General features: G+C 68.3%; 16 protein-coding genes. 5 read left to right on the top strand and 11 right to left on the bottom strand.

Going from position 1 to position 23,320, the window contains the following annotated elements; genetic code table 11:
• Positions 1 to 135 precede the first annotated feature (135 nt).
• Entirely contained in the window at positions 136 to 1,029 is an 894-nt protein-coding gene (locus QHF85_RS34970) for a serine/threonine-protein kinase (RefSeq protein WP_281331729.1), read from the top strand.
• 6 nt (positions 1,030 to 1,035) lie between these two features.
• Entirely contained in the window at positions 1,036 to 2,316 is a 1,281-nt protein-coding gene (locus tag QHF85_RS34965) for a serine/threonine-protein kinase (RefSeq protein WP_281331728.1), read from the top strand.
• Between the two features lie 7 nt (positions 2,317 to 2,323).
• Here QHF85_RS34965 and gor read toward each other — a convergent pair whose 3' ends face one another.
• From gor to QHF85_RS34920, 9 genes are all read right to left on the bottom strand, one after another.
• Positions 2,324 to 3,700: a glutathione-disulfide reductase gene (gor, locus tag QHF85_RS34960; protein WP_281331727.1), complete on the bottom strand. Its 1,377-nt coding sequence runs from the start codon at positions 3,698 to 3,700 to the stop codon at positions 2,324 to 2,326.
• Positions 3,701 to 3,791: 91 nt separating this feature from the next.
• On the bottom strand, positions 3,792 to 4,856 hold the full coding sequence (locus QHF85_RS34955) for an STAS domain-containing protein (protein WP_281331726.1): 1,065 nt from the start codon (positions 4,854 to 4,856) through the stop codon (positions 3,792 to 3,794).
• A gap of 369 nt (positions 4,857 to 5,225) precedes the next feature.
• Complete coding sequence (locus tag QHF85_RS34950; protein WP_281331725.1) at positions 5,226 to 5,942, bottom strand: dienelactone hydrolase family protein; 717 nt, start codon at positions 5,940 to 5,942, stop codon at positions 5,226 to 5,228.
• A 29-nt stretch (positions 5,943 to 5,971) separates the two neighbouring features.
• The gene (locus tag QHF85_RS34945) at positions 5,972 to 6,721 is read right to left on the bottom strand and encodes a hypothetical protein (RefSeq protein WP_281331724.1); all 750 of its coding nucleotides are present in this window, start codon (positions 6,719 to 6,721) and stop codon (positions 5,972 to 5,974) included.
• A 130-nt stretch (positions 6,722 to 6,851) separates the two neighbouring features.
• Positions 6,852 to 9,506 carry a PAS domain S-box protein gene (locus QHF85_RS34940; protein ID WP_281331723.1) on the bottom strand — a complete coding sequence of 885 codons (2,655 nt, stop codon included), beginning with the start codon at positions 9,504 to 9,506 and terminating at the stop codon, positions 6,852 to 6,854.
• Between the two features lie 201 nt (positions 9,507 to 9,707).
• The gene (locus QHF85_RS34935; protein WP_281331722.1) at positions 9,708 to 11,813 is read right to left on the bottom strand and encodes a UvrD-helicase domain-containing protein; all 2,106 of its coding nucleotides are present in this window, start codon (positions 11,811 to 11,813) and stop codon (positions 9,708 to 9,710) included.
• Positions 11,814 to 11,917: 104 nt separating this feature from the next.
• A complete protein-coding gene (locus QHF85_RS34930) occupies positions 11,918 to 12,892 on the bottom strand; it encodes a hypothetical protein (RefSeq protein WP_281331721.1) in 975 nt (324 codons plus the stop codon).
• 60 nt (positions 12,893 to 12,952) lie between these two features.
• Positions 12,953 to 14,122: a serine/threonine-protein kinase gene (locus QHF85_RS34925; protein WP_281331720.1), complete on the bottom strand. Its 1,170-nt coding sequence runs from the start codon at positions 14,120 to 14,122 to the stop codon at positions 12,953 to 12,955.
• The gene (locus QHF85_RS34920) at positions 14,119 to 15,018 is read right to left on the bottom strand and encodes a serine/threonine-protein kinase (RefSeq protein WP_281331719.1); all 900 of its coding nucleotides are present in this window, start codon (positions 15,016 to 15,018) and stop codon (positions 14,119 to 14,121) included. Before QHF85_RS34920 ends, QHF85_RS34925 begins: the two co-directional genes overlap by 4 nt.
• A gap of 267 nt (positions 15,019 to 15,285) precedes the next feature.
• Between QHF85_RS34920 and QHF85_RS34915 the strand changes: the two genes are divergently transcribed.
• Positions 15,286 to 19,347 (top strand): TOMM system kinase/cyclase fusion protein, encoded by a 4,062-nt coding sequence (locus QHF85_RS34915; protein ID WP_281331718.1) that lies wholly within the window; start codon positions 15,286 to 15,288, stop codon positions 19,345 to 19,347.
• Positions 19,348 to 19,355: 8 nt separating this feature from the next.
• Here QHF85_RS34915 and QHF85_RS34910 read toward each other — a convergent pair whose 3' ends face one another.
• Positions 19,356 to 21,023: an FAD-dependent oxidoreductase gene (locus QHF85_RS34910; RefSeq protein ID WP_281331717.1), complete on the bottom strand. Its 1,668-nt coding sequence runs from the start codon at positions 21,021 to 21,023 to the stop codon at positions 19,356 to 19,358.
• Positions 21,024 to 21,127: 104 nt separating this feature from the next.
• Between QHF85_RS34910 and QHF85_RS34905 the strand changes: the two genes are divergently transcribed.
• Positions 21,128 to 21,418: a nitrile hydratase subunit alpha gene (locus tag QHF85_RS34905; protein ID WP_281331716.1), complete on the top strand. Its 291-nt coding sequence runs from the start codon at positions 21,128 to 21,130 to the stop codon at positions 21,416 to 21,418.
• A gap of 63 nt (positions 21,419 to 21,481) precedes the next feature.
• Here QHF85_RS34905 and QHF85_RS34900 read toward each other — a convergent pair whose 3' ends face one another.
• On the bottom strand, positions 21,482 to 22,645 hold the full coding sequence (locus QHF85_RS34900; RefSeq protein WP_281331715.1) for an amidohydrolase family protein: 1,164 nt from the start codon (positions 22,643 to 22,645) through the stop codon (positions 21,482 to 21,484).
• A 193-nt stretch (positions 22,646 to 22,838) separates the two neighbouring features.
• Here QHF85_RS34900 and QHF85_RS34895 point away from each other — a divergent pair, with 193 nt between their 5' ends.
• Positions 22,839 to 23,240, top strand: coding sequence for a hypothetical protein (locus QHF85_RS34895; RefSeq protein WP_281331714.1), 402 nt, complete (start codon positions 22,839 to 22,841; stop codon positions 23,238 to 23,240).
• The last annotated feature ends 80 nt before the right edge of the window (positions 23,241 to 23,320 follow it).

The raw sequence follows: 23,320 nt of genomic DNA, 5'->3' as shown, positions 1-23,320 counted from the left end.
GCATCGCCCCCCGCCCCCGGGCAAAGAGAGCGGCGACCGAGGGCGCTCGCGTCGATCGACCGGACCGGACCGGAGAGCTCCGCGAAAAGATGCCCTCCGTGGAAGGGAACAGGTAGATTGCTCCTCGGGGAACCTATGGAAGGCGAGACGCTCGAGGGCCGCTACAAGCTCGGGGAGGAGCTCGGCCGCGGGCGTCATGGCGTCGTCTACAGGGCGAACGACCTGCAAACCGGCACGGACGTCGCCCTGAAGCTCCTGCGCAAACAGGTCGAGGGCGCCTCCGAGCTCGCTGCGCAGCTCTTCCGCGAGGCCCAGTCCCTCGCGTCGCTCTGGGGCACGAGCGTCGCGCGCGTCCACGCCTTCGGCGCCGCCCCCGACGGCGCCTTGTACATGGTCACGGAGCTCTTCGAAGGCGAGACCTTCGGCGCGCACCTCGCGGATCTGGAGCTCTTCGGCGATCGTTTGAGCTCGTACAACCTGCTCACGCTCCTCGATCCGATCGCGCGCGCGCTCCACGCCGCGCACGCGCTCGGCGTCGTCCACCGCGACGTCAAACCGGCCAACCTCTTCCTCGTCTCGCCCGAGCACGGCGGCGGCGTGCGCGTCCTCGACTTCGGCCTCGCCGAGGTCCTCGGCTTCGAGGCCCTCACGGCCGAAAACCAGCCCGACGGCTCGCCGAGCTACGTCGCGCCCGAGGCGTGGCGCGGCGAGCCGCTCGATCATCGCGCCGACGTCTACTCGTTCGGCGCCCTCGTCTTCCGCGCGCTCGCCGGCCGGGCGCCGTTCCAGGGCGACTCCGTCGCGGACCTCTCGCTCGCCGTGACGACCGCACAAAGGCCCGAGCTCTCGCCGCTGCGCCCCGACCTCGCCCCCGAGATCGACGCGTGGGCACAGCGCGCGCTCGCGGCCGATCCAAACCAGCGTTACCCGTACATCCCCACGTTGTGGAACGACCTCATCCGCGTGATGATGAACGGCAAAGGCCCGAGCGCCGATCGGGTGCGACAAACCTTCCGTCTACCCGGCTAGCCCCGCATGTCGCCTACCGAAGAGAGCGCGCAGTCCATCGAGATCGACGAGTCCGAGGCCGCGGCCGACGCGCCGGTCGACGTCGACCAGGCGAACGCCGAGGCCCACCAGAAGGCCCTCGAGCGCGCGCGGGACTTCATCGGCCAGACGATCTCGGGGCGCTACCGGATCATCGACCTCCTCGCGATGGGCGGCATGGGCGCGGTCTATCTCGGCGAGCACGCGCTCATGCACAAGCGCGTCGCCGTGAAGATCCTGCACCCCGAGAGCGACGACAACCCCGAGATCGTGGCGCGCTTCGAGCGTGAAGCCCTCGTCGGCGCGCACATCGACAACCCGAACATCGCCCACGCGACCGACTTCGGGAAGCTCGACGACGGCTCGTACTTCCTGATCCTCGAGTACGTCGACGGGAAGAACCTCGCCGAGGTGATCCGCGAGGGGCCGATGAAGCCGCGCACCGTCGTGCACGTCGCGCGGCAGATCCTCCTCGGGCTGCAAGCCGCGCACGACCTCGGCATCGTGCACCGCGATCTGAAGCCGCGAAACGTGATGCTCGAAGCGGGCTTCGTGGCGAAGCTCATCGACTTCGGCTTCGCGAAGGTCTCGGTCGGCAAGCTCCCGCTCACGGTGCCCAAGGAGGGCCGGCCGCCGTCGCGCCTCACCGGCGTCGGCGTGATCTTCGGGACGATCAACTACCTCGCGCCCGAGGCGGCGCACGGCATGGACGCGGTCGACGAGCGCGCGGACCTCTATGCGCTCGGCGTGATGATGTACGAGATGCTGACGGGCCAACACCCGTTCGACTCGACCGATCCGGTCGAGATGTTCTCGCACCACCGCACGACGCCGCCGCCGCCATTTTCGGTGCGCGCGCCGGACGTGAAGATTCCCGCCGAGCTCGAGCCGCTCGTGAAGAAGCTGCTCGAAAAGGACCCCTACGAGCGATTCCAGAACGCTGGCGCGGTGATCGAGGCGCTCGACGCGCTCGCCATTTCGAGCGAGCCCGTCGAGGAAGCGGCCGCGCGTTCGAGGAAGATCACGCCGCCGCCGCCCCCGATCACGGTGCGCCCCCCGGAAGAACCGAGCGCGGCCCCGGAGCCGGCAAAGGCGTCCGAACCGGCGTCGCCGAGCGCGGCGCGCAAGAAAAAGAAAAAGGCGAAGGGCGACGAGCTCGCGACCTCCGCGAAGCGCGCCCCCGAGAAAAAGCCGAGCACCATCAATTACACGCTCGCCGTCATCGCGATCGTGGCCGTGGCTGCCGCGGCGTTCTTCGCGTCGCGCTGAAAACCCTTCAATCGCCCGTCGTCGGCCCCGGATCCGGGATCGGGTCGCGCATCGTGACGAACTCCTCCGCGGCCGTCGGGTGAATGCCGACCGTCGCGTCGAATTGCGCCTTCGTCGCGCCGCATTTGACCGCAATGGCCACGCCCTGGATGATCTCCGGCGCGTCCGCGCCGACCATGTGCGCGCCGACCACCTTCTGCGTCGCCCGATCCACGACGAGCTTCATCATCGTGCGCTCGTCCCGCCCCGAGAGCGTGTGCTTCATCGGCCGGAAGCGCGCGCGGTAGACGTCGACCTTGCCGTACCGCCGCCGCGCCTCGTGCTCCGGCAGGCCCACCGTGCCCACCGGCGGCTGCGAGAAGACCGCGCTCGGCACGTTCTCGTGGTCCATCACGGTCGGGCGGTCGCGGAAGAGCGTCTCCGCCACGGCCCGCGCCTCCGCGATGGCCACCGGCGTCAGGTTGATCCGATCGGTCACGTCGCCGACCGCGAAAATGCTCGGCACGCTCGTTCGCGAGTACGAATCGACCTTGATCGCCCGCACGTCGTCGAGGGCCACGCCGACCGCTTCGAGCCCGAGCCCCTCCGTGTTCGGCGCGCGCCCCGTCGCGAACAAAACCACGTCCGTGTCCAGGATCTCGCCGCCCGCGAGGCGCACGGACAGGCCGTCGGCTTCCTTCGCCACGCTCCTGAGGATCGTCTCGCGCAGGATCTGGATGCCGCGCTTCTGCATGCCCTCGGCCACGGACTCGCGCACGTCCTGATCGAAGCCGCGCAGCACGTTGTCCCCGCGGAGCGCGAGCGTCACCTCTGCGCCCGCGGCGCGCCAGACACCGGCGAGCTCCACGCCGATGTAGCCACCGCCCACGACGAGCACGCGGCGCGGCACGTACGGCAGATCGAGCGCCTCGTCCGAGGAGATGCCGAGCTCCTTGCCCGGGATGTCGGGCCGCACAGGCCGGCTGCCCGTCGCGATGAGCAGGTGCCGCGCCGTGTACCGCTTGCCCGCGACCTCGACCGTGTGGGGATCCAGGACCTTCGCGGCCCCCTCGATCGTCGTGACGCCCGCGTCGCGCAGCATGCGCACGTAGATGCCGTTCAGCCGATCGAGCTCACGATCCTTCGCCGCGATGAGCTTTGCCCAGTCGAGCTTCGCCTCGCCGAACGTCCAGCCGAAGCCATGCGCGTCTTCGAGCTCCTCGGCCACGTGCGCGCCGTACACGAGCAGCTTCTTCGGCACGCAGCCGCGCAGCACGCAGGTGCCGCCCACGCGCCGCGCCTCGCAGATCGCCACGCGCGCGCCGTACGAGGCCGACCTGCGGCTCCCCGCCACGCCGCCCGAGCCTGCGCCGATGGTGAACAGATCGAAGTCGAACGTGGTCATCGCGGGCACTCCTCGGCGGTGAGTATGCGGGAGGATGGGCGAACGCGCGATGGGGTTTGGGGCGTAGCTCGGCTCGCCCGAGCGTCGGCCATTACTTGCGGCCTGCCTCGGTCGAACGCATGCAGCGCCGGAGCGCCTCGCGCAGCGTCGCGAGCGTGACGATCTTCGTGAGATCGATCCCGATCTGCACCATCGTCTGCGCGACGGCCGGGCGGATGCCCGTGATGATGCACTTCGCGCCGAGCAGCTCGGCCGCGCGCACGAGCTTGCCGATGTGATCGGCCGTCGTGGTATCGACGACGTCGACGCCCGTCAGGTCGATGATCGCGTACGTCGCGGCTTTCTGCGTGATCGCGTCGAGCAGCCGCTCCATCATCTCGGCCGCGCGCTGGCTGTCGACGACGCCGAAGAGCGGCAGCGAAAGCACGCCGTCCCAGACCTCGATGATCGGGGTCGAGAGCGCCCGGATCGCCTCCTCCTGCCGCGCGATGAGCTCGAGCTTTTCGCGCAGCTCGCGCTCGGCCGCGGCGCGCTCCTCGACCTCCTTGCGCACGCGCTCGAGCGCCACCGCGAGGTCCGCCTTCGTGGCCTGGTCCGATTGAAAGAGCACGTCGAGCCGATCTTCGAGGCTCTTGTCGGAGGTCCTCACGACGAACTCGTCGTACGCGTCGCCCCGGACGGCGAACGCCGTCTGCTCGGCCCAGCAGTCCGCGACCCCGAAATGGCGCTGAAAAATGCCGGCGAACTTGCCGCCCACGTAGGCGGAGCCCCAATCGGCCTCGATCGCGCCCTGCGCGACGGCCTCCCAGCCATTGTGGACACGGAGCCGCGCTTCTTTGCGTTTCGCGTCGATGGAGACGATCTCCCAGCGCCCCCAGCCCGCCGACGAGGCGACCTCCGCGAGCGCCGCGAAGCCCTCCTCGAACGCGGGCTTCGAGGAAATGAGCGCCCAATCTCCGTCGGTGCTGTCGCGCCCACCACCGTGGAGCGCGAGCTTGAATCGCTCGGTGCCGACCATCCGGTGAAACCCGGAAAGGAGCCCTGCGACGGACGTCTTGGTCCACATTGCCACCGCGGGAGCGCCGGCCCAGGTGCACACGCCCTTCTCGGCGTCCCACTCGACGTCGATCCCCCCAATACGGAACTTGTCGCCCATCTTCCGGACCCACCTCGCAACAACAATCGACCGTATCGCGGGCGTCGAAATCCTGCCAGCAAAATAAAAGGACCCAGCGATAGCCGAGCGCCATGCATGAGCGACAACGATCTGACACCGCTTCCACGCAATCGTCACCGTGTGCCTGGAAAACGGAGCACCCGCGTCTTTGCCAGAGCAAGGCACGAGCGCTCACGCGGCTCCGCGGGGTCGAGAATTCTTCTGCGTTTGAAAATCCGCCGGGGGCGTAGAGCACGCCCAATGCCTCACGCAACGTGACGTCGCAATCGCGCCGGGCGTCGGCCGAGCGCGGGTCCGCTATCGCGAACCGCTCGGCCTCGACCATGGACCCTCGATCGGTTCGACGCGCTAGGACGCGCCGTCGAGGTGCTCCTGGAAGAACGCGAGGACGCGCTCCTTCGCGTCGAGCGCCGACGGCTCGTGGTAGCCGGCGTGCATCGGAAGGAGCGGGCCGATCTTCTGGAGAATTGCGCCCTCGGTGCGCGTATAAAACGAATGCCCCGCGTCCTCGTAGACCTTGACGTCCGAGGGGACGCCGAGCTTGTCGAGGTTCCGCCGCAAGCGCGCGGGCGCGTCACGCAAAGGCTTGTCGAGCCCGCCAAAGCTCGCCACCGTCGGGCAGGCGCTCGGCAGATCCTCGGGGACCTCGCCGTAAAAAGGTGCAGCGACCTTGTAATGGCCCCGCATCGCGAGCACGACCGCGAAGCCGCCGCCCATGCAAAACCCGACCACCCCGAGCTGCGACGCAGTGACCTCGGGGCGCGTCGCGAGATACCGCCTCGCCGCTTCGAGATCGTCGAGCGGCTGGCCGCTTTGCTTCATGATCGAGCGAATGGCGCGCGCCACGCAGAGAATCTTCGGGCCGCGGTGAAAGAGGTCCGGGATGAGCACGACGTACCCCGCCTCCGCGAACTCCCGCGCGACGCGCTTCATCTCCTCGTTGAGGCCGAACACCTCGTAGATGAGCAAGAGCCCGGGCCGCGGCTCCGGCCGATCCGGCAGCGTGAGGATGCCCCGCATCGAGAAGCCGTCGTCGCAAGGAAACCTGATCTCGCGCTGATCCATGAAGCCCCCTTGTACCACGGGGCCGGACCTCAGCCGAGGTTGCGCTTCTTGTCGGCCGGCGCGCCCTGCCCCGCGGCCGCCGGCATACGCACCGAAGGCTTGCGCGCAGGCCTGCCCTCGGCGCGAGGAGGCGCGAGGAGGCGGAGCGTCGCCTGCACCTCCTCCCGCACGTGCGGGCCGAGGAGCCGCTCGGCCTGAGCCACGATACGGCCGGCGAACGCGGCGAGGATCGCCTGACCCTCGAGATCGTCCTGATCGGGGGCGCCCGTCTTGCGCCGGTGCTCCTCGTAATCTCGTGCGCAGGCGCCGAGCGGGCCCGGCGCGGACAAGGCGCGACGCACGACCAGCCGCGCGCCCCGTTCGCCCGTGACGGGCGGCAGCTCCGCGGCGATCCGCAGCGCGCCCTCGACATTGCCGGCCGCGGCGAGCATGGGCGCGAAGTACTTGCGGGCGAGCTCGACGAGGCGCGGGGCGAGCGCCTGCTCGTCGAGCACGATGACATCCGGCGTGAGCAGCCCCGCCACGTCGGCCTCGTGCAGGAAGGCATTGAGGACCCGCGAGCGCGTCGGGGCGAGGCGCAAGTACGTCCCGGAGCCCCGTTCGTTCGGCTGCACGGCGGGCATGGCCTTCACCGATCGAGGCCGCCGCGCCCGCGCGAGGTGCCGGTCGGCGAGCGCCTTCTGCGCCTCCGGATCGGCGCCCGAGACGAGCTCCGATACACGTTTGGCGGGGCCAAAGGCGGGATCCGCGGGAGGAGTGTGGCGCTTGCCGCTGGACATTCGGAAGGGTGGCTCCCAAAAAGGAGCCTGCTCGTCCGTCTACCACGCGGAAAGCGTTCAGGTGTGGAGAACTTGGACAGGCTCGGACGAATATTGTCCGAGGCTGGATCCAGGCTGATTTCGGGAGGGCTCAGGCCGCGCGGAGCACGGCCTGGATGGCGTCGAAGCTCGCGGGCTTGACGAGGTGGGCGTCGAAGCCGGCTTTGAGGGCGCGCTCGCGGTCCTCGGCCTGGCCGTATCCGGTGACGGCCACGATGAAGGGGCGCGGGGTGCCGTCGTCGCGCAGGCGCTTGCAGACCTCGTAGCCGTCCATGCGCGGCAGGCCGATGTCGAGCAGCACGATCTCGGGGTGGCCATTCGACACGGCCTCGAGGGCCGCCTCGCCGTCGTGCGCGACGGAGACCTCGTGTCCGAGCGTCTCGAGGAGCGCGGCCATGGTCTCGGCCGCGTCGACGTTGTCGTCCACGACGAGGACGCGGCGGCTCTGCCCGGCCGAAGGGACGTGGCTTTGTTGCGGGGTCGTCATCGGGGCTGCCTCCCGTGCGAGACGGACGACGAACTCGCTGCCTTTCCCGAGCCCATCGCTATGGGCTTCGACCTTCCCGCCGTGCAGCTCGACGAGGCGGCGCACGAGGGAGAGTCCGATTCCGAGCCCACCTTCCGAACGGTCGAGGGTGCGCGTCGATTGAAAGAAGGTGTCGAATACATGCGGTAGGTCCTTCGGGTCGATCCCACGGCCGTTGTCCTTGATCCGGATGAGCACTTCGTTTCGGGGTCCCCTTTCGATGCCGAGGTGAATGGAGCCTCCGTCGTCGGTGTATTTGGCCGCATTGTTGAGCAGGTTGGCCACGACCTGCGTGAGGCGCGCCGCGTCGACCTTCACGTGCAGCGGCTCGGGGCAAGGCGCGAGGACGAGATCGTGCTTGCGCGCGTCGATGAGCGGCCGCGTCGATTCGACCGCCTGCCCGACGATCTCGCAGAGCTCGTGCGTCTCTTTTTGCAAGGCGATCCGCCCGCGCGAAATGCGCGAAACGTCGAGCAAATCGTCGAGGAGGCGCCCGAGGTGGCCGACCTGCCGCTCGATCACGTCGCGGGATCGCGAGAGCCTCGGCTCGCCGAGCGCGAGCCGCTTCTGAATCTCCACGGACGTCTTGATGGGCGCGAGCGGATTGCGGAGCTCGTGCGCCAGCATGGCCAAGAATTCGTCTTTGCGCCGATCGGCCTCGCGCAGGGCCTCCTCGGCGCGTTTCTGATCGGTGATGTCCAAGAGCAGGATGCCGATGCCCACGATGTCGCCGGTCCACGGGCCGCGGATCGGATAAAAATTGACGATCCATTGCCGGATCTCGCCCGGGCACGCGCGCGTCTCGCCGGTGACCGCGACGTCGAGGAGCCGCTCGCCCGCGAGCACGCGGGCGTATGCGTCCTCGAGCTGCGGCCAGAGGTCGGGGATGACGTCGACGACCCGGCGCCCGATGTGCTCGGCCACGGAACAACCGTTCGTCGCCGCCAGGGACTCGTTGATCCGAACGAACCGGTATTCCCGATCGAGCAAGGCAATGCCGACGGGCGCATACGCGAAGAGGTTGTCGAGCAGGCCGAGCTCCTCCTCGGTCGCGCGCTGCATCTCGTGGAGCATCTCCTCGCTGCGCTTCCTTTGCGTGATGTCTTCGATCACCGCGGTCGACGTGGAGATCGCCCCGTGGACGTCCCGCAAGAAAAAGGAGTGCACGCGTACCCATGCGATGCTGCCGTCCTTGCGGATGTACCGCTTTTCGGTGCGATACACCTGCCCGTCCCGCGCGGCCTCTCGGTACCCGGCTGCGTCCTTGTCACGATCGTCGGGGTGCGTGAGGTCGCTGAAGCTCTTGCCGAGGATCTCGGCCGCCGAATATCCGGTGATGTCGCAATAATAGGCGTTGACCCGGAGCAAGCGCCCGTCCCTGACGTCCGCCTGCGCCATCCCGAGGGGAATCCAATCGTAGAGCTGCCGGAACAGCTCGTCGGTCCAGCGCGTCACGCTCTCGCTCGTGCGGCGCGACGTGAGGTCGCGGATGACCGTTGCGCGCGCCGGCCGGCCCTTGAGGCGGGCGTTGCCGCCACGGAGCTCGGCCACGAATCGGCTGCCGTCCTTGCGCTGGAGCACAGCCTCGTACGCAGTCTCGACGCCGCTCTTGCTGTGCCCCTCGACGAGGGAACGGAAATCCTCGGGCGCGAGCATTTCCTTGCGGTTCCCAACGACCTCCTCGCGGCGGTAGCCGAAGACCTCGGTGAAGGCCTGGTTGACGTCGAGGATCACGCCCTCACTATGGAGGACCAGCGGATCGAAGGAGGCTTGCGCCAGGGCACGAAATCGCTCCTCACTCTCGCGCAGGACCTCGACCTCGACCAGCGTTTGCACCTGGCGCGCCCGCAATCGCTCGAGCAGGCTCGTGCAATCGCCGAACTGGCGGTCGGACCGGCGCATGCGCTCGCCGACCCAGGTGATGGCGAGGCCGAGCACGAGGAACGGCACGACGCGCAGCGCATCGCCGGACATCGCCCCGCGGGCGAGCACGACCAGGCCACAGAGGAGCGTGGCGAGCAGGCCGGGCCCGATGCCGCCGAACACGGCGGGCAATGCGACAGCGATGGAAAAGAGGGAGAGCGGTGGGCGCTCTCCGAGCCACCGTTCGAGCGACGCATGCACGGCGATCGCCGTGGTGGTCGACAGCACGGCCAGGAAGAGCCCGAGCGACGTGGACCGTTGTTTTCGTTGCGTCTGCATTCGGTTCCGCGACGTCACGGATCGTTACGTACAGACCCCTACTATGATCTGCGCAGGTCGTACGTCACGAGGAATGCATTTTTTGGAAGCTGTCCGGAAAAACCATCCTTCCTCGGGGAGGCGCCGTTCGTGGGGAGCGATCGCGCTCAGCAGCCCGGCTCCCGGAATGGTCTTACCCGGGGCGGCGCGGCGGAGAGGGAATGGGGGGAGGTTCGTCTTTCAAAACCGCGGACGCCGCGGGATCATGGGCAGCTCGCCCGGCGGCAGCGCCTGCAGCGCCGCCAGGAGGCCCGCGGCGCCGGCCTTCGTCTTCTCGATGCCCGGCGCGATCGGCGCCGTCTCCTCACGCTCCTCGTAGAGCTCACGCGGCAGCTCCAGCAAGAATCGGCTCGGCGTGCGCGGCACGAGCTTGCCGCGTTGCCCACGCGCCATGCAGCGCGACATGAAGAGTTTTTCCCGGGCGCGCGTCACGGCCACGTAGAAAAGGCGACGCTCCTCCTCCAGGCTCACCGCCCCATCTTGATCGCCGGGCACGAAATCGGTCGCGCGCTCGGTCGTCGTGCGCGAATGCGGGCAAAAGCCCTCCTCGACGCCGATCACGAAGACGTACGGGAACTCCAGGCCCTTCGAGCCGTGCATCGTCGTGAGCGTGACGCGGTCCGTGGCCTCTTCATCCTGCCCGTCCAGGCGGAGCGCGAGCAGGCGCAAAAATTCGGCGAAATGCTCCCGATCGCCCTTTCCGGCCTCGTCGCGGCGCGCGAAGACCTTGAGCAATCCCTCGACGTTGCCCCAGCGGCGCGCCGCGACCTGCGGGTTCGCCGAGGCCGCCATGATGTCGGCCTTGAGGCCGATCGCCTCGCAGAGCTTCGACGCGATCTCCGCGCTCGGCAGCTTTTGCTCGAACAAGAGCCGCCCGCCCTCGATGATCCGGACGAACTGCCGGCACCCCTCGAGCGCCCCCGGCGGCAGCTCCTTCACGGCGTGCGCGCGCTGCACGACGGCCCAGAGGCTCATGTCCTGCGCGGTCGCGTGCGCCGTGATCTTGTGGAACGCGACCTCGCCGATGCCGCGCGCCGGATAATTCACGACGCGCCGCAGCGACATCTCGTCGTCCGGCGAGAGCACGACCTTGAGGTACGCGATGAGGTCCTTCACCTCTTTGCGCTCGAAGAACTGCTGGCCGCCGATCATGCGGAGCGGAATGCTGCGCTCCTTCAAGGCCTGCTCGATCGGCTGGGCCTGGAGGTTCGAGCGGTAGAGCACCGCGATGTCCTTGGGGCGCACGCCCTGCTTCTCGATGAGCTCTTGCGCCTCGGAGGCCACGAAGCTCGCCTCGACCTCGGGATCGGCGCAGACGACGACCTGCACGATCGGCCCGTCGCCCTGCGTGGGCACGAGGACCTTGCGATGACGCTTGCCCGCCTGCTTCGCGAGGATCGCGTTCGCCACGTCGAGGATCGGCTTCTTCGAGCGATAGTTGTGCTCGAGCTTGACGACCTTCGCGCCCGGGAAATGGTCCTCGAACGAGAGGATGTTCTTCACGTCGGCGCCGCGCCACGCGTAGATCGACTGATCGTCGTCGCCGACGACGACCACGTTCCGGTGCGCGCCCGCGAGCTGCAGCACGAGCTCGAGCTGCGCGTGGTTCGTGTCCTGGTACTCGTCGACGATCAGGTACCGGTAGCGCATCTGGTACTTCTGGAGCACGTCGGCGCGTTTTCTCCAGAGCCGGACGAGCTCGCAGATGAGGTCGTCGAAGTCGAACGCCTGGAAGGTGCGCAGCGCCGCCAGGTACTTCGGGTAGACGAGCATGCTGATCTCGTCGTACTCGTCCACGCCGCGGCCCTTGCGCTGCTTCTCCAGCCACTCCTCGGGCGTGATGAAGTCGTTCTTCGCGGCCGAGATGCGCGCCAGGATCGCGCCGATGTCGTAGTTCTTCGTGGTGCGGAGCTCGCGCAGGATCTCGCGGATCGCGCTCGTCTGGTCCGCCTGATCGAGGATCGCGAACTTCGAGCCGCGGAAGCCGAGCGCGCGTGTCTCCTGGCCGAGCGTGTCGAGGCCGAAGCGGTGGAACGTGCAGACCTTGAGGTCCTTCGCGACCTTCGGGCCGACGAGCTTCGCGACGCGCTCGTGCATCTCGGCGGCGGCCTTGTTGGTGAAGGTCATCGCGAGGATGCTGGTCGCGGGGACGCCCTTGCCGAGCAGCCGCCCGATGCGCTCGGTGACGACGCGCGTCTTGCCCGAGCCTGCCCCGGCGAGCACGAGCATCGGCCCGAGATCGTGCTCGACCGCCTGCTTCTGGGAGGGGTTGAGATCGATCGCCACGGCCGGGGGGTAGCGCGGCCGTGGCGGGTTGGGTAGTCGGAAATTTTGCGGTGCGTCGGGGCCCAGGATCAGGCCGGATTCCGGGACCGCGGCGGATTGCCGGATCAGGGAGGCGTGGCGAACTGGCCGGGGAACGGATTCGCGTCGTGGCGCTTGTTGACCTCGTCGTTCGTCCAGGGGAACGGGTTCGTCCCGCGCTCGTGGAAGAAGGCGAAGCCGATGACGCCGACGTTGCGCGAATCGCCGCCGGACTTCTTGGCCGCGTACGAGCCGCGCACCGATCCGAAGCGGAAGGCGGCGACGGCGTCGACGCTCTGGCGGAAGCCGTCGATCTCGAGCTCGCCGTGCGGCTGCACGAGGTAGCCGCGCTTCGAGAAGCTCGCGGCGCGGCCGTCGATGACGTCGAGGCCGTCGACGGAGACGACGCACTCGATGCGGTTCGGCGTGCGGTTGCGGATGACGATCGTGTAGCGGCGGCCCGCCTCGCCGACGGTGTAGGTCTTGTCGCTCGCGACGAACCCGTTCAGGAACGCGCCGTTCTCGTCGCGCAGGCCGATGAGCAGCGCGCCGCCCGCGACGGGGGTGACGCCGCCCGAGGTGCGACGGAAGCCGGCGGCGTTCGCCATGGCGCGCGCGCCTTCCTCGTCGTTGTAGAACATGCTCGCCATCGAGAACGGGCTCGTGGGTTCGGCGCGCTGGAACGCCACGGTCGTGATCGACGACGAGCGCGTCTCGCCCCACTCGGTGCCGAGGCCCGGGCGGTTCTGGGGCTCGGGCTGGATGACCTCGGCCTTCTTCTCGGCCTCCCACACGCCGCGCGGCGCGGCGGTCCCTTGCGTGCTGACGGACGCCGGCGGAGGCGCGGCAGGTGCAGCCTCGTCCGTGGTGGGGAACCCGTCCGAATCGCGGCCGAAATCGCCTGGCGCCTGGCTCGCGCCCGTCGTCTGGACCTCGGCGCCCTTCGCCTCACTCGGCGTCGTCGAGCCGCCACCCGTGTAGGAGCTCCCTCCGCAGCCGATCGCGGAGGAAACCAACGTCGTCAACGAAACAGCCAAAAACCCACGTCGGATGAGGTCCATCGTCGTTCTCCCCACGGCTCGCGCCGTTCGCCGGTGGAAACGGAGGCGTGCAAGAAGACCTTACACCGATCGCGAGGCGATCGGATCGTTCACGGGGCGCCCGAACGAAGAGGGGAGCCCGAGGAGCCTGCCCGCGGCGAGCCCGGCGGCGAGCGAAGCGATGGCAAGGGCAGAGACCACCGCGCGGCGCGTGGTGTCCACGCCGCGCTCTCGCGGACGGGGAACGTCCGGGGAAAAAGCGGACGGCGTCGTGTCCTCGGCTTCGCGGGGGGTGGGGGTGTACAGGGGCGCGACGAGCGCGGGGATCTCGGCGGCCATGGCCTCGGCCGAGGCGAAGCGGTCGTCCGGGTCTTTTTCGAGGGCGCGGAGGATCCAGGCGTCGAGCGCGGCGGGGATGGGCTGCGGGGCGAACCACGACGGGGGCGCGGGGGTCCGATCGAGGTGAGCGAATCGCAGCGCGTCGAGGTCCTTGATGTCGTCGAAAGGGCCACGACCGGCGACGAGCTCGTAAAGGACGAGGCCGAGGGCATACAGATCGGCGCGCGCGTCGACGGGTTTTCCCTCGAATTGCTCGGGCGCCATGGTGCGCGGCGTCCCGAGCGAGGCGCCGCGCGCGCCCGGCCCCTCCGAGCCCGAGGCAGGCTCGGCGGCGCCGAGGTCGAGGATCTTGGCGCGGCCGTCGTCGCAAAGGAAGAGGTTTTCGAGCTTGATGTCGCGGTGCACGAAGCCCGCGCGGTGCAATGCCGCGAGGCCGCGGAGGATCTGCGACGCAATGGCGAGGGTGCTCGGCACGGAGAGGACGCCGATGCGGCCGAGCTCGGCCCGGAGATCACGGCCTTCGAGCAGCTCGAGGACGAGGTAGGGGCGGCCGTCGTCCGAGAGCAGGCCGAGGTCGAGGACGTCGACGAGGTTGTCATGACGTACCCTTGCGAGGATCCGCCCCTCGTCGGCGATCCGCTCGGCGAGCCCGCGGCGCTCGGTATTCGCGGGGAGGAGGGCCTTCAGCGCGGCGCGGCGCCCGAGCAGGGCGTGCTCGACCTCGAAGACCTCGCCGACGCCGCCCTTTCCGAGGGGGCGGACGACGATCCACGGGGTGCCCGGCGCGCGCTCGCCGCGGCGGAGCGGCGTGGAGCGCGCGGAGGACCGAGGAGAGAGGGCGCTCCGGGCGGCGTCCTCGTCGGGCAGCGTGGGCCGCTCGTGGAGGTTCGCGCAAAGGGCAGCGTTCGTCATGACGCCCTCCGCTCGGCGCCGGAGAAGGCCTCGGGCGCGACGGCGCCGCGAATCGCGGCGGCGAAAGCGGCGGCCGTGGGATAACGGCGCGCGGGCTTCTTTTCGAGGGCACGCGCGACGGCGCGGGCGAGGGCGGGTGGGGCGTCCGCGACGTCGTCGAGGCGGCGGGGGGCGAGGCCGAGGTGGGCGCGCATGACGGTGAGGCCATCGGATCCGGCGAGAAGATCGAACGGGCCACGCGCGGCGATGCATTCGAAGAGGACGAGGCCCATGGCATACACGTCGGTGCGGGCGTCGACACGCCCGCCGAGGATCTGCTCGGGGGTGAGGTAACGGGGCGTGCCGAGGACGAACTGCGGGTCGGTGGTGCAAAAGGACGCGACGCCGGAGACCTTGGCAATGCCGAAATCGATCATCGCGGGGCGCGGGGGCCCGGCATTCGCGGCGACGAGGAAGATGTTGCCGGGTTTGACGTCGCGGTGCACGACGCCGTGTCGATGGGCGGCGTGCAATCCATCGAGCGCGCCGGCGGCGAGGGACGCGGCGAACGCGGGCGCGAGGGCGCCCTTCCGGAGGCGAATCTCGCGGAGCGTCTCGCCGGAGAGGCGGGGCATGGCGAGAAAAGGACGGCCGTCCCGGGTCATTCCCATTTCGCGCAAAGGGACGAGGTTCGGGTGGTGGATCGACGCGAGCAGGCGCCCCTCCTGGAGGAGGCGCGCGGCGGCCTCCTGCGAGTCCCGCATGTCGAGACGGAGCACCTTGATGGCATAAAGCTCGCCGGAAGGGCCCGAGGCCTCGTACACGTCGGCGGACGAGCCGCCGCCGATCAAACGAACGGCACGATAACGGGTCCCCACGAGCGGATCGGTTGGAAGCGCTGCGACGTCGATGAGCATGAGTTCGTCCTCCCGGGGGTTCGTCCAAGCATCACCCCCACGCGCTCATGTCGACCGGAGCGGGGCCGCAGTTGCGTCGTTGGACGTAAAAATCGTTATGGGAGGACGAATGTTCAGAACGCAGAAGGCGGGTACTGGACGAAGACGCAGTGGCGGCGCGACCTCCATGCCCGTTCGTCGCGGCGAGGTCTTCGAGGACGCCCTGCACAGATGCGGTAAACCCTGGAGGGGTTGTGATGTATCCTGGGCGGGGGATGTGATGTAACGATGCAGGATACAGCCGAGACCATCAAGGCGGTGCTTCGCGACCGGTACGAGCTGCTCGCTCAGCTTGGTGAGGGCGGGTTCGGCACGGTGTACAAGGCGCGGCAGCTCGCGACGGGGCAGCCCGTGGCCATCAAGGTGCTGCGCCTGCCGGACGGCGACGGATCGCAGGCGCAGGCCAAGCGGATCGCGCGCTTCCAGCGCGAGATGCAGATCTGCGCGCAGATGCATCACCCCAACATCGTCCGCCTCATGGACTCGGGGCAAGCCGGCGATGGCATCGTCTACTCCGTCTTCGCCTTCGTGCCCGGAAAGAACCTCGCGGAGGTGATCGCCGAGGAAGGCCGCCTCGATCCCTTCGAGACCCGGCACTTCATGATGCAGATCCTCGACGCGCTCGCGTGCTCGCACGCCCAGGGCGTGGTCCACCGCGACCTCAAGCCCGCCAACATCATGATCATCCCGACCGGCGCGCGACGAAACGCGGTCGTGCTCGACTTCGGCATCGGCGCGCTCACGCAGGAGTCGCGGCGCGAGGACAAAGATCGCCTCACGGTGACCAACGAGTCGATCGGCACGCCCTCCTACGCGGCGCCGGAGCAGCTCCTCGGACAGCCGCCGACGCCGCAGTCCGACCTCTACGCCTGGGGCCTGGTCTTCCTCGAGTGCCTCACGGGCAAGCGCGTCATCGATGGAGCGACGCTCGCCGAGGTCGTGTTCAAGCAGCTCTCGCCCGATCCCATCCCCATCCCCGACCACATCGCCGATCACCGGCTCGGGAAGATCCTGCGGCGCGTGACCTCCAAGAACCACGACGCGCGCGACGCCGCGGCCGAGCCGCTCATGCGCGAGCTCGAGACGTGCGACATGAGCGGGCTGCGCCAGCGAACCGCGCCCGTGCAGATCGCGCCGGCGCCCCCGGACGCGGCGACGGCGACGATCAACATGCCACGCGCACCGTACAAACCCGCGCCCCCGTCGCAGCGGCTCGTCGAGGGCGAGCGCCGGCAGATCACCGCGCTGTGCTGCAGCCTCAGCGCAGCGGGCGTGGGACCGAGGGCGGCCGACGAGGAGGAGCTCGACCAGATCCTCGGCGTGCACCAGGAGGCGTGCACGGAGATCGCGCGCCGCTTCGAGGGCCACGTGGCGGGCGCGCTGGGCGACGCGGTGCTCTTCTACTTCGGCTACCCCGCGGCACGCGAGGACGACGCCCGGCGCGCGGCCCGCGCGGCCCTCGCAATGGCCGTGGAGATCCGAAGGCGCAGCCCCGCGCTGCTCGCCGAGCGCAAGGCGCGCGTCGACCTGCGCATCGGGATCCATACGGGCCTGGTGGTCGCGCGCGAGCTGCGCGAGCCCGCCAGCACCGGGCTCGGCTACGTGATGGGCACGACGCCCAAGCTCGCCACGCGCCTCTCCGGCCTCGCGAAGGTCGGAAACATCCTCGTCAGCGGCAGCACGCATCGCCTGCTCCGTAAGCAGTTCCTCCTCGAGGACTTCGGCGTGCGCGCCGTCGACGACAGCACCGCGCCGGTGGAGACGTTCGTGCTTCGCGAAGGCGATCCGTCGTCGGGCATCCGCGACGTGCCGCTCGTCGGTCGCGAGCGCGAGGTCGAGACGCTGCTCGATCGCTTCACGCGGACCCGCGGCGGAGCCGGGCAAGCGGCGCTGGTGAGCGGCGAGCCGGGCATCGGCAAGTCGCGCCTCGCCCGCGAGCTCGACGAGCGGCTCGGCGACGAGGCGCGCACCTGGCTCGAGTGCCGCTGCACGCCGGACAGCGTCAACAGCGCCTTTTACCCGATCATCGATCTCCTCGATCGCCTGCTCGACCCGCAGCGCGAGGGCGGCTCGGAGGCCAGGATCACCAAGCTCGAGGCGTTGCTTTCGCTGCACGGCTTCGACCTCTCCGAGGCCATGCCGCTCTTCGCGCCGCTCCTGTCGATGTCGCTGCCGAGCAAGTGGGCGCCGCTCGACGTCTCGCCGCAGAAGCAGCGCGAGCTCACGCGCAACGCGGTGCTCTCGCTGCTCTTCGAGATGGCCGAGAAGGAGCCCGTCGTGCTCGTGATCGAGGACCTGCACTGGGCCGATCCGAGCACCGTGGAGCTTCTCGGCCAGCTCGTCGCCGAGGTGGGCTCGGCGCGCGTGCTCGCGATCTTCACGGCGCGGCCCGAGTTCACGCCGCCGTGGCCCTCGAATGCCGCGCTCCAGATCCAGCTCGGCCGCCTGGGCAAGGCGGAGATCGAGCAGATGGCGTCGAAGGTGACGGGCGGCCGCGCGCTGCCCGCGGAGGTGCTCGAGCAGATCGCAAACCGCACCGACGGCGTGCCGCTCTTCGTCGAGGAGCTGATCCTGGCGATGATCGAGGCCGGCACGCTGGTCGAGCGCGCAGATCGTTATGTGCTCACACGACCTCTGACGGAGCTGTCGATCCCGAGCACGCTGCGCGACTCCTTGATGGCGCGCCTCGACCGGATCGGCCGCGCCAAGGAGACGGCGCAGGTCGCCGCCGCGATCGGCCGGGAGTTTACGTTCGAGGTCCTGCGCGAGGTGAGCCTGCTCGAGCCGGCGGAGGCGCAGGAGCACCTGGACAAGCTCGTCGCGGCGGAGCTCGTGTACCGCAAGCGGCGGCTCAAGAACCCGGCGTACCTGTTCAAGCACGCGCTCGTGCGCGACGCGGCATACGACTCGATGCTCAAGCGATCGCGGCAGCAGGTGCACACGCGCATCGCAAAGGCGCTGGAGGAGAAGTTCCCGGACGTGGTGAACGAGCGGCCGGATTTGCTCGCGCATCACCACGCGGCGGCGGAGCAGAAGCGGGAGGCCGTCGGGTACGCGCAGAAGGCGGGGATGGGGGCGCTGATGCGGTCGGCGTATGCGGAGGCGATCACGCAGGTGCGGCAAGCGCTGGGCTGGCTGGAAGCCATCGAGGATACGCGCGAGCGGGCGGAGATGGAGCTCGGGTTGAACGGCATCCTCACGCCGGCGTTGATGCTCACGCAAGGCTATGGTGTGCCGCAGGTAGAGGCGACGATTCACCGCTCGCAGGAGCTGCTCGACCAGCTCGGCGAGGAGCAGGACACGTTCCCCACGCTATGGGGCCTCTGGCAGTATCATCTCGTGCGGGGCAACTATCCCACCGCCCGGACCCTCGCGGACCGTTGCCATGCGGTCGCCGAGCGTCAGGCCGACAACGACCGGCGCATTGCTGTGGCCCTTCAATTCGGTCATCACACGTTTTTCAGTGGCCATTTCGAGGAAGCGCGGCAGCATCTGCAGCGCGCGGTCGACCTTTACGACCCTGCCGCGCACGCGCATCACGCCATGCTCTCTGGGCAGGACAGCTTGTCGCACGCCCGCAGCTTCCTCGGCCTGACCCTCTGGTTCTTGGGCCGTCCCGACGAGGCGATCGAGCAGGCCGCCGCGGCCGTGGCGTGGGCTCGCGAGTTACGCCACACGAACAGTCTCGCCCTCTCGCTCTATTTCCAAGCGAGCCTGCATCATCTGAGGCAGGAGCGCGACCAGGTTCGGGCGCTCTGCGAGGAGATGCTCACCCTCGCCGAAAAGAATGGCCAGCAGCTCATGGGCGCCATCGGGGGCCTGTATCGCGGCTGGCTCGACAACGATCCGACGGGACCCTCGCACATCCTTGCGTCCTTCGGCGCAATGGGCATGGGGCAGATCTTGCCCTACCTGACCTCCCTGGCAGCGGAAGCGGAAGCACGACGAGGCGAATTCGACGCGGCGCTCACGCGCCTGGAATCGGCCCTCAAGCTCGCCCATGATAACGGGGAGGTGTACTACGTCCCCGAGCTCCTCCGCTGGAAGGCCGAATGGCTGCTCGCAAGAGATCCAGCCGCCGTCGAGCAGGCCGTGTCGTGCCTCGAGCGTGCTGCCGGGCTCGCTCGGGATCAGGGAGCGCACATGCCGGCGCTACGCACAGCCCTCGCCCTTGCCCGGCTGCGTCCCCACCCGGAGTCTCTTGCAATCCTCGAATCCTTGGTTCGCACGTTCCCGGGAGGCGAGCGCGTGCCGGAGTACCTTCAGGCGCACGCGCTCGTGAATCGCTGAAGCGCTTGTTATCGCCCGACCGTGGCCTGGGTACGATTCAGCCAGGGAGGCGGCTGCAGCGCGAAATGCGTCTCGAGGAGCGCTTCGGCCGTCTCCAGCGCGCCTTCGACCCAACCTTGATTTTGAGAGTAAGCCTCGCCGACGACGTGGAGCGAGACGCCACGCACTGGATTGAGCATCCGCTTGCCGATCGCCCCTGATTCGCACTCCGGGAGCCAGACGTGGTACGCTCCGCCGAACGGCGGCGCCTGCCAGATCTTGCTGATGTACGCCTCGGCCGGTGGAATGTACGACACGCCATAGAGCTTCATAAGGTCGCCCCGGTCCGTGGCAAAGGCGGCGTTCACGGCGTCTCCGAGGAGGCAGCTCGGTTCGTCGCAGGACGCCTCGGATGGGCGGAACGATTGCGCTGCCAAATACTGGCGGATCTGTTCGCCGTCACGGAAGGCCATCAGAAGCATCGACGACAGATCGTTCTGGTCTTTCGCGCCCGGCTGCTCCCCTTGCGTTTGCCGGGGCCAGGTCTCACGGATGCGGAGATCGGTGAAGCTCGGCCCTGCCGTGACCCCGGCGGCGCGCCACCACGGGTAGGGGTAGATTCCCCATTGAACGAGCGCCGGCACCGGTTGGACCGCGGGCAGGTCGTCACGAAATTGCTGCGCGCGCTCACCCTGAAAAACAGGGCTGCCAGAGAGCGCTTCGAGCGCGGTTCGGGGAAGGGCCAGGACAACGCTCCTGGCCCGCACCACCCCGGGCCGTCCCTCGAAACGCAAGTCGAGAGAGCCGTCGTCGTTTGGCCAAATCTCCTGGAGGCAGCTACGGAAAGCGATGTTCTGGAGCCCGAACCGCTCGGCGAGGCCGTTCTCGATCGCCTGATAACCTTCCTTTGGCATGCATACGGGCGTGAGCGTCGTGAAGTCGTTACAGATCAGCTCCGCCATGGTGTCTGCTGCGTTGGCGATGGTGATCCGCCCGCGTAGCGGTGTCGTATCCCAGAGGAATGCGAACGCCTCGGGGCTGAGCACCTTCGGGAGAAGATCACCGATACGCAGCTTGTAGAGCAGTTCTCCGCGCGGATCCCCCTTGAAGGTCGCCGTTTTTCGCAGCTCTCGCCACTCGCTGGCGGATTTCGTGGTCGCGCCGGGATAGATACGGTTGAACGCATACCCCAGGATGTTTCCGAGGCTGAGGCCCTCCGACCACGTCACGTCGTATGGCACGGCCGACGGATCCGTATTTGTTGGAGGCATCACGGCGCTGGCGGTGAATCGCTTGCCTCGGGTGTAGTAGGGATTGAGCACGCTCCCGGGCTCGAACGGCGTCGTCGCAAGCTTGAAGAGCTCCACGAGCGCCGCGACATGCACATGGCCAGGGTACGGGGGCGGGGTCGAACCGTTCGGAGCCGGCGGTTCATAGAACCCCTCGGCGCCCAACTCGATGGCCACGTCCGGCATCAGGTCCTTGCGAAAGATGGAGTGGACGCGCCCGCCGACGCGATCGCTGCGCTCGTAGAGACGAACCTTGAGCTTCCCATCCGAACGCGCGCGCGCCCACTCCGCAAGCCTCGTACCGGAGAGGTCCGCGCTGGCCAAACGAAACGCTACGTAGCATCCCGCTGGCCCTCCGCCGACGATGGCGACGTCAACATCTTCCACGACGTCCTTCTCACCTAGCATGACCATGTGATACCCTCTTTTTGGGACAGTTGAGGCTAAACGCCTCGTCCCTCCAGATCAAGGGGGCGCGGCCAGGCAAACGCACCCCAAGGAGACGAACCCTCATGAGCGCCGATTCCAGAGAGATTGACTTCTACCAAGGTGTGCTCCTCGCCATCGCGCGGGCATGGGAGGACGAACGTTTCCGGGCACTACTGCTCAAAGATGCGCACGCGGCGCTGGGCTCGATTGGGTGCAACATGCCGGAGAACGTCCAGCTCCGGTTCGTCGAAGCAGGTTCGGATTCGACGTCGATCACGCTGGTGCTCCCGCCGAAACCCGCCGATATGAACGACGGCGCCGTCGCACTCGCGCAGTGGGGCGCCGATCGCCCGATCAAGCAAATTTTCTGTTGAGCAGGCCGGATCCTCCTCGCACGCGCTCACGCGAGGCGCGATGAGCTCCCCGGCGCTTCCTGGCTACCGTTCGATATTGTAAAACCGCGCCGGGTTCTCCCAGAGGATCTTCTGCAGCGTGCTGCGCGGAAAATCGCTCCATGTCCGAAAAACGCTGTCGATGATATCGCCCGCGTGATCGAGGTGCGGGAAGTCCGTGCCAAAAAGCACGCGGTCCTCGCCGACCCAGCGCAAAACCTCGGTCAAACCAGGTTCGCCGGGCTCAGCGGTGACGAAGCACTGCCTCCGGAAGTAAGTCGACGGCTTCTGCCGGACGTTTTCGGCCACCTCGCCCGCGAGGGCGCTGTATTCCACCTCGTCGAGCCGCCACAGCCAGTAGGGCAACCACCCCGCGCCTGCCTCGAGGAACGCGACCTTGAGCAGCGGGTGCCGTTCGAGGACGCCGGCTTCGAGCAGCGCCAGAAAGGCCATCATCTGCTCCATCGGATGCGAACAGGCGTGCTGCGCAAAACGCGTGCGGAAACGATCTGCGCCCGCCGTGGGGACGCGCGCGTGCGTGCCCTCGTGCATTGCCACCGCGACCCCGAGGGACTCGCACGCAGTCCAGAATGGCTCGTAGGACGGATCGCCGAGCGTGCGGCCGGCAATGGGGTTTGGCCGGAGCACCACCGCTCGCCACCCGAAACCCACGATACGCTCGAGCTCCGCCACCATGGCACCCGGATCGTGCCTGTTGATCAGGCCTGCGCCGCGCAGCCGCCTGGGCTCTTCGCGACAAAGGTCGCGCAGCCAGTCATTGTAGGCGCGCGCGAACGCGGCCGCGAGGTCCGCTGCCATTCCATCGATCGCCGTCAGGTAAAGCGCGTGCGTCGGGTACAGGACGGCGACGTCGATCCCCGCCGCATCCATGGACCGTAGCTGTGCGTCCGCTCGGCCCGCGGCGTTGATGTCGGAGAGCCGCGCGAGCGCGGATGCGGTGAGCTCGAGCGCGGTCCGTTCGAGGCGCGGCGCCGCAATCGGCTCGCCATCGACGTAAAGCTCGGATGACGGCGGGAGAAGCGCGCGCGCGCCAAGCCGCGCGATGCGTGCGCCGAGTTGCTCACGCGGGGCTTGCTGAACAGCATAGGGAGCGTGGCCAGCCCACGCAGACTCGAGGTATCGAGGCCAGAGCTCCTCGGGTTCGATCACGTGGCGATCGGCGTCGAAGATGCGGAGCTCGTTACGCATGGCCGTTCAAAAGAGGGACGACATCATCGTCGGCGATGCCTGTCAAGGATATCGCAAAAGGTTGAGGACATCGAAATTTTCCGGTCGCGGAGATGCCAGAACCGAACCGCAAAGGCAACCTGGCTGTGGTACACTTCGTTGCCGTGGCGCAGTGACGTCGAGCCCATTCGACACTGCGCCGGGAGGTGATGACATGGCGGACGGGAACAAAAGCGCCGGCGATGGGTCGCAGCAACCCTCGAAGGCCGTCACGATCGAGGCGTTGCGCACGCTGGAGGAATGGCAAATCGCCTGGACCAAGGCGGTGGCGCTGGTGTGGAGCGACCCGGAAAAATATGAAACTGCGCTGAAGGACGACCCTCGTGCATTCCTGGCGCAGCATTGTGATTATCATCTGCACCAATCTGCAAGTCTGGTGGTGAAGGGCTCATCGAGCCAGGACAGCGAGGCGAAGAGCGAGGATCCCGATGCGGTCCCCCTCCCGGGGGCCCATGTGACCCTGTGGCTCCCGAGGCGCCCGAGCAACATCCAGGACGCCCCGCTCGCGCTCGTCGAATACATGCGCGGTCGCAGCTATCCCTGCTTCTGCTGCTGATCCTGCGCCCCCGAGGAGCGGCCCGTCGATCCTCGAGAAAGGACGAGGGGCCGCTCGCCTCATCGAAATCGAAGAGGAGG

Source organism: Polyangium sp. 6x1, from assembly GCF_029946515.1.
Taxonomy (GTDB): Bacteria; Myxococcota_A; Polyangia; order Polyangiales; family Polyangiaceae; genus Polyangium.
This window is presented reverse-complemented; position numbering and strand designations above follow the sequence as displayed.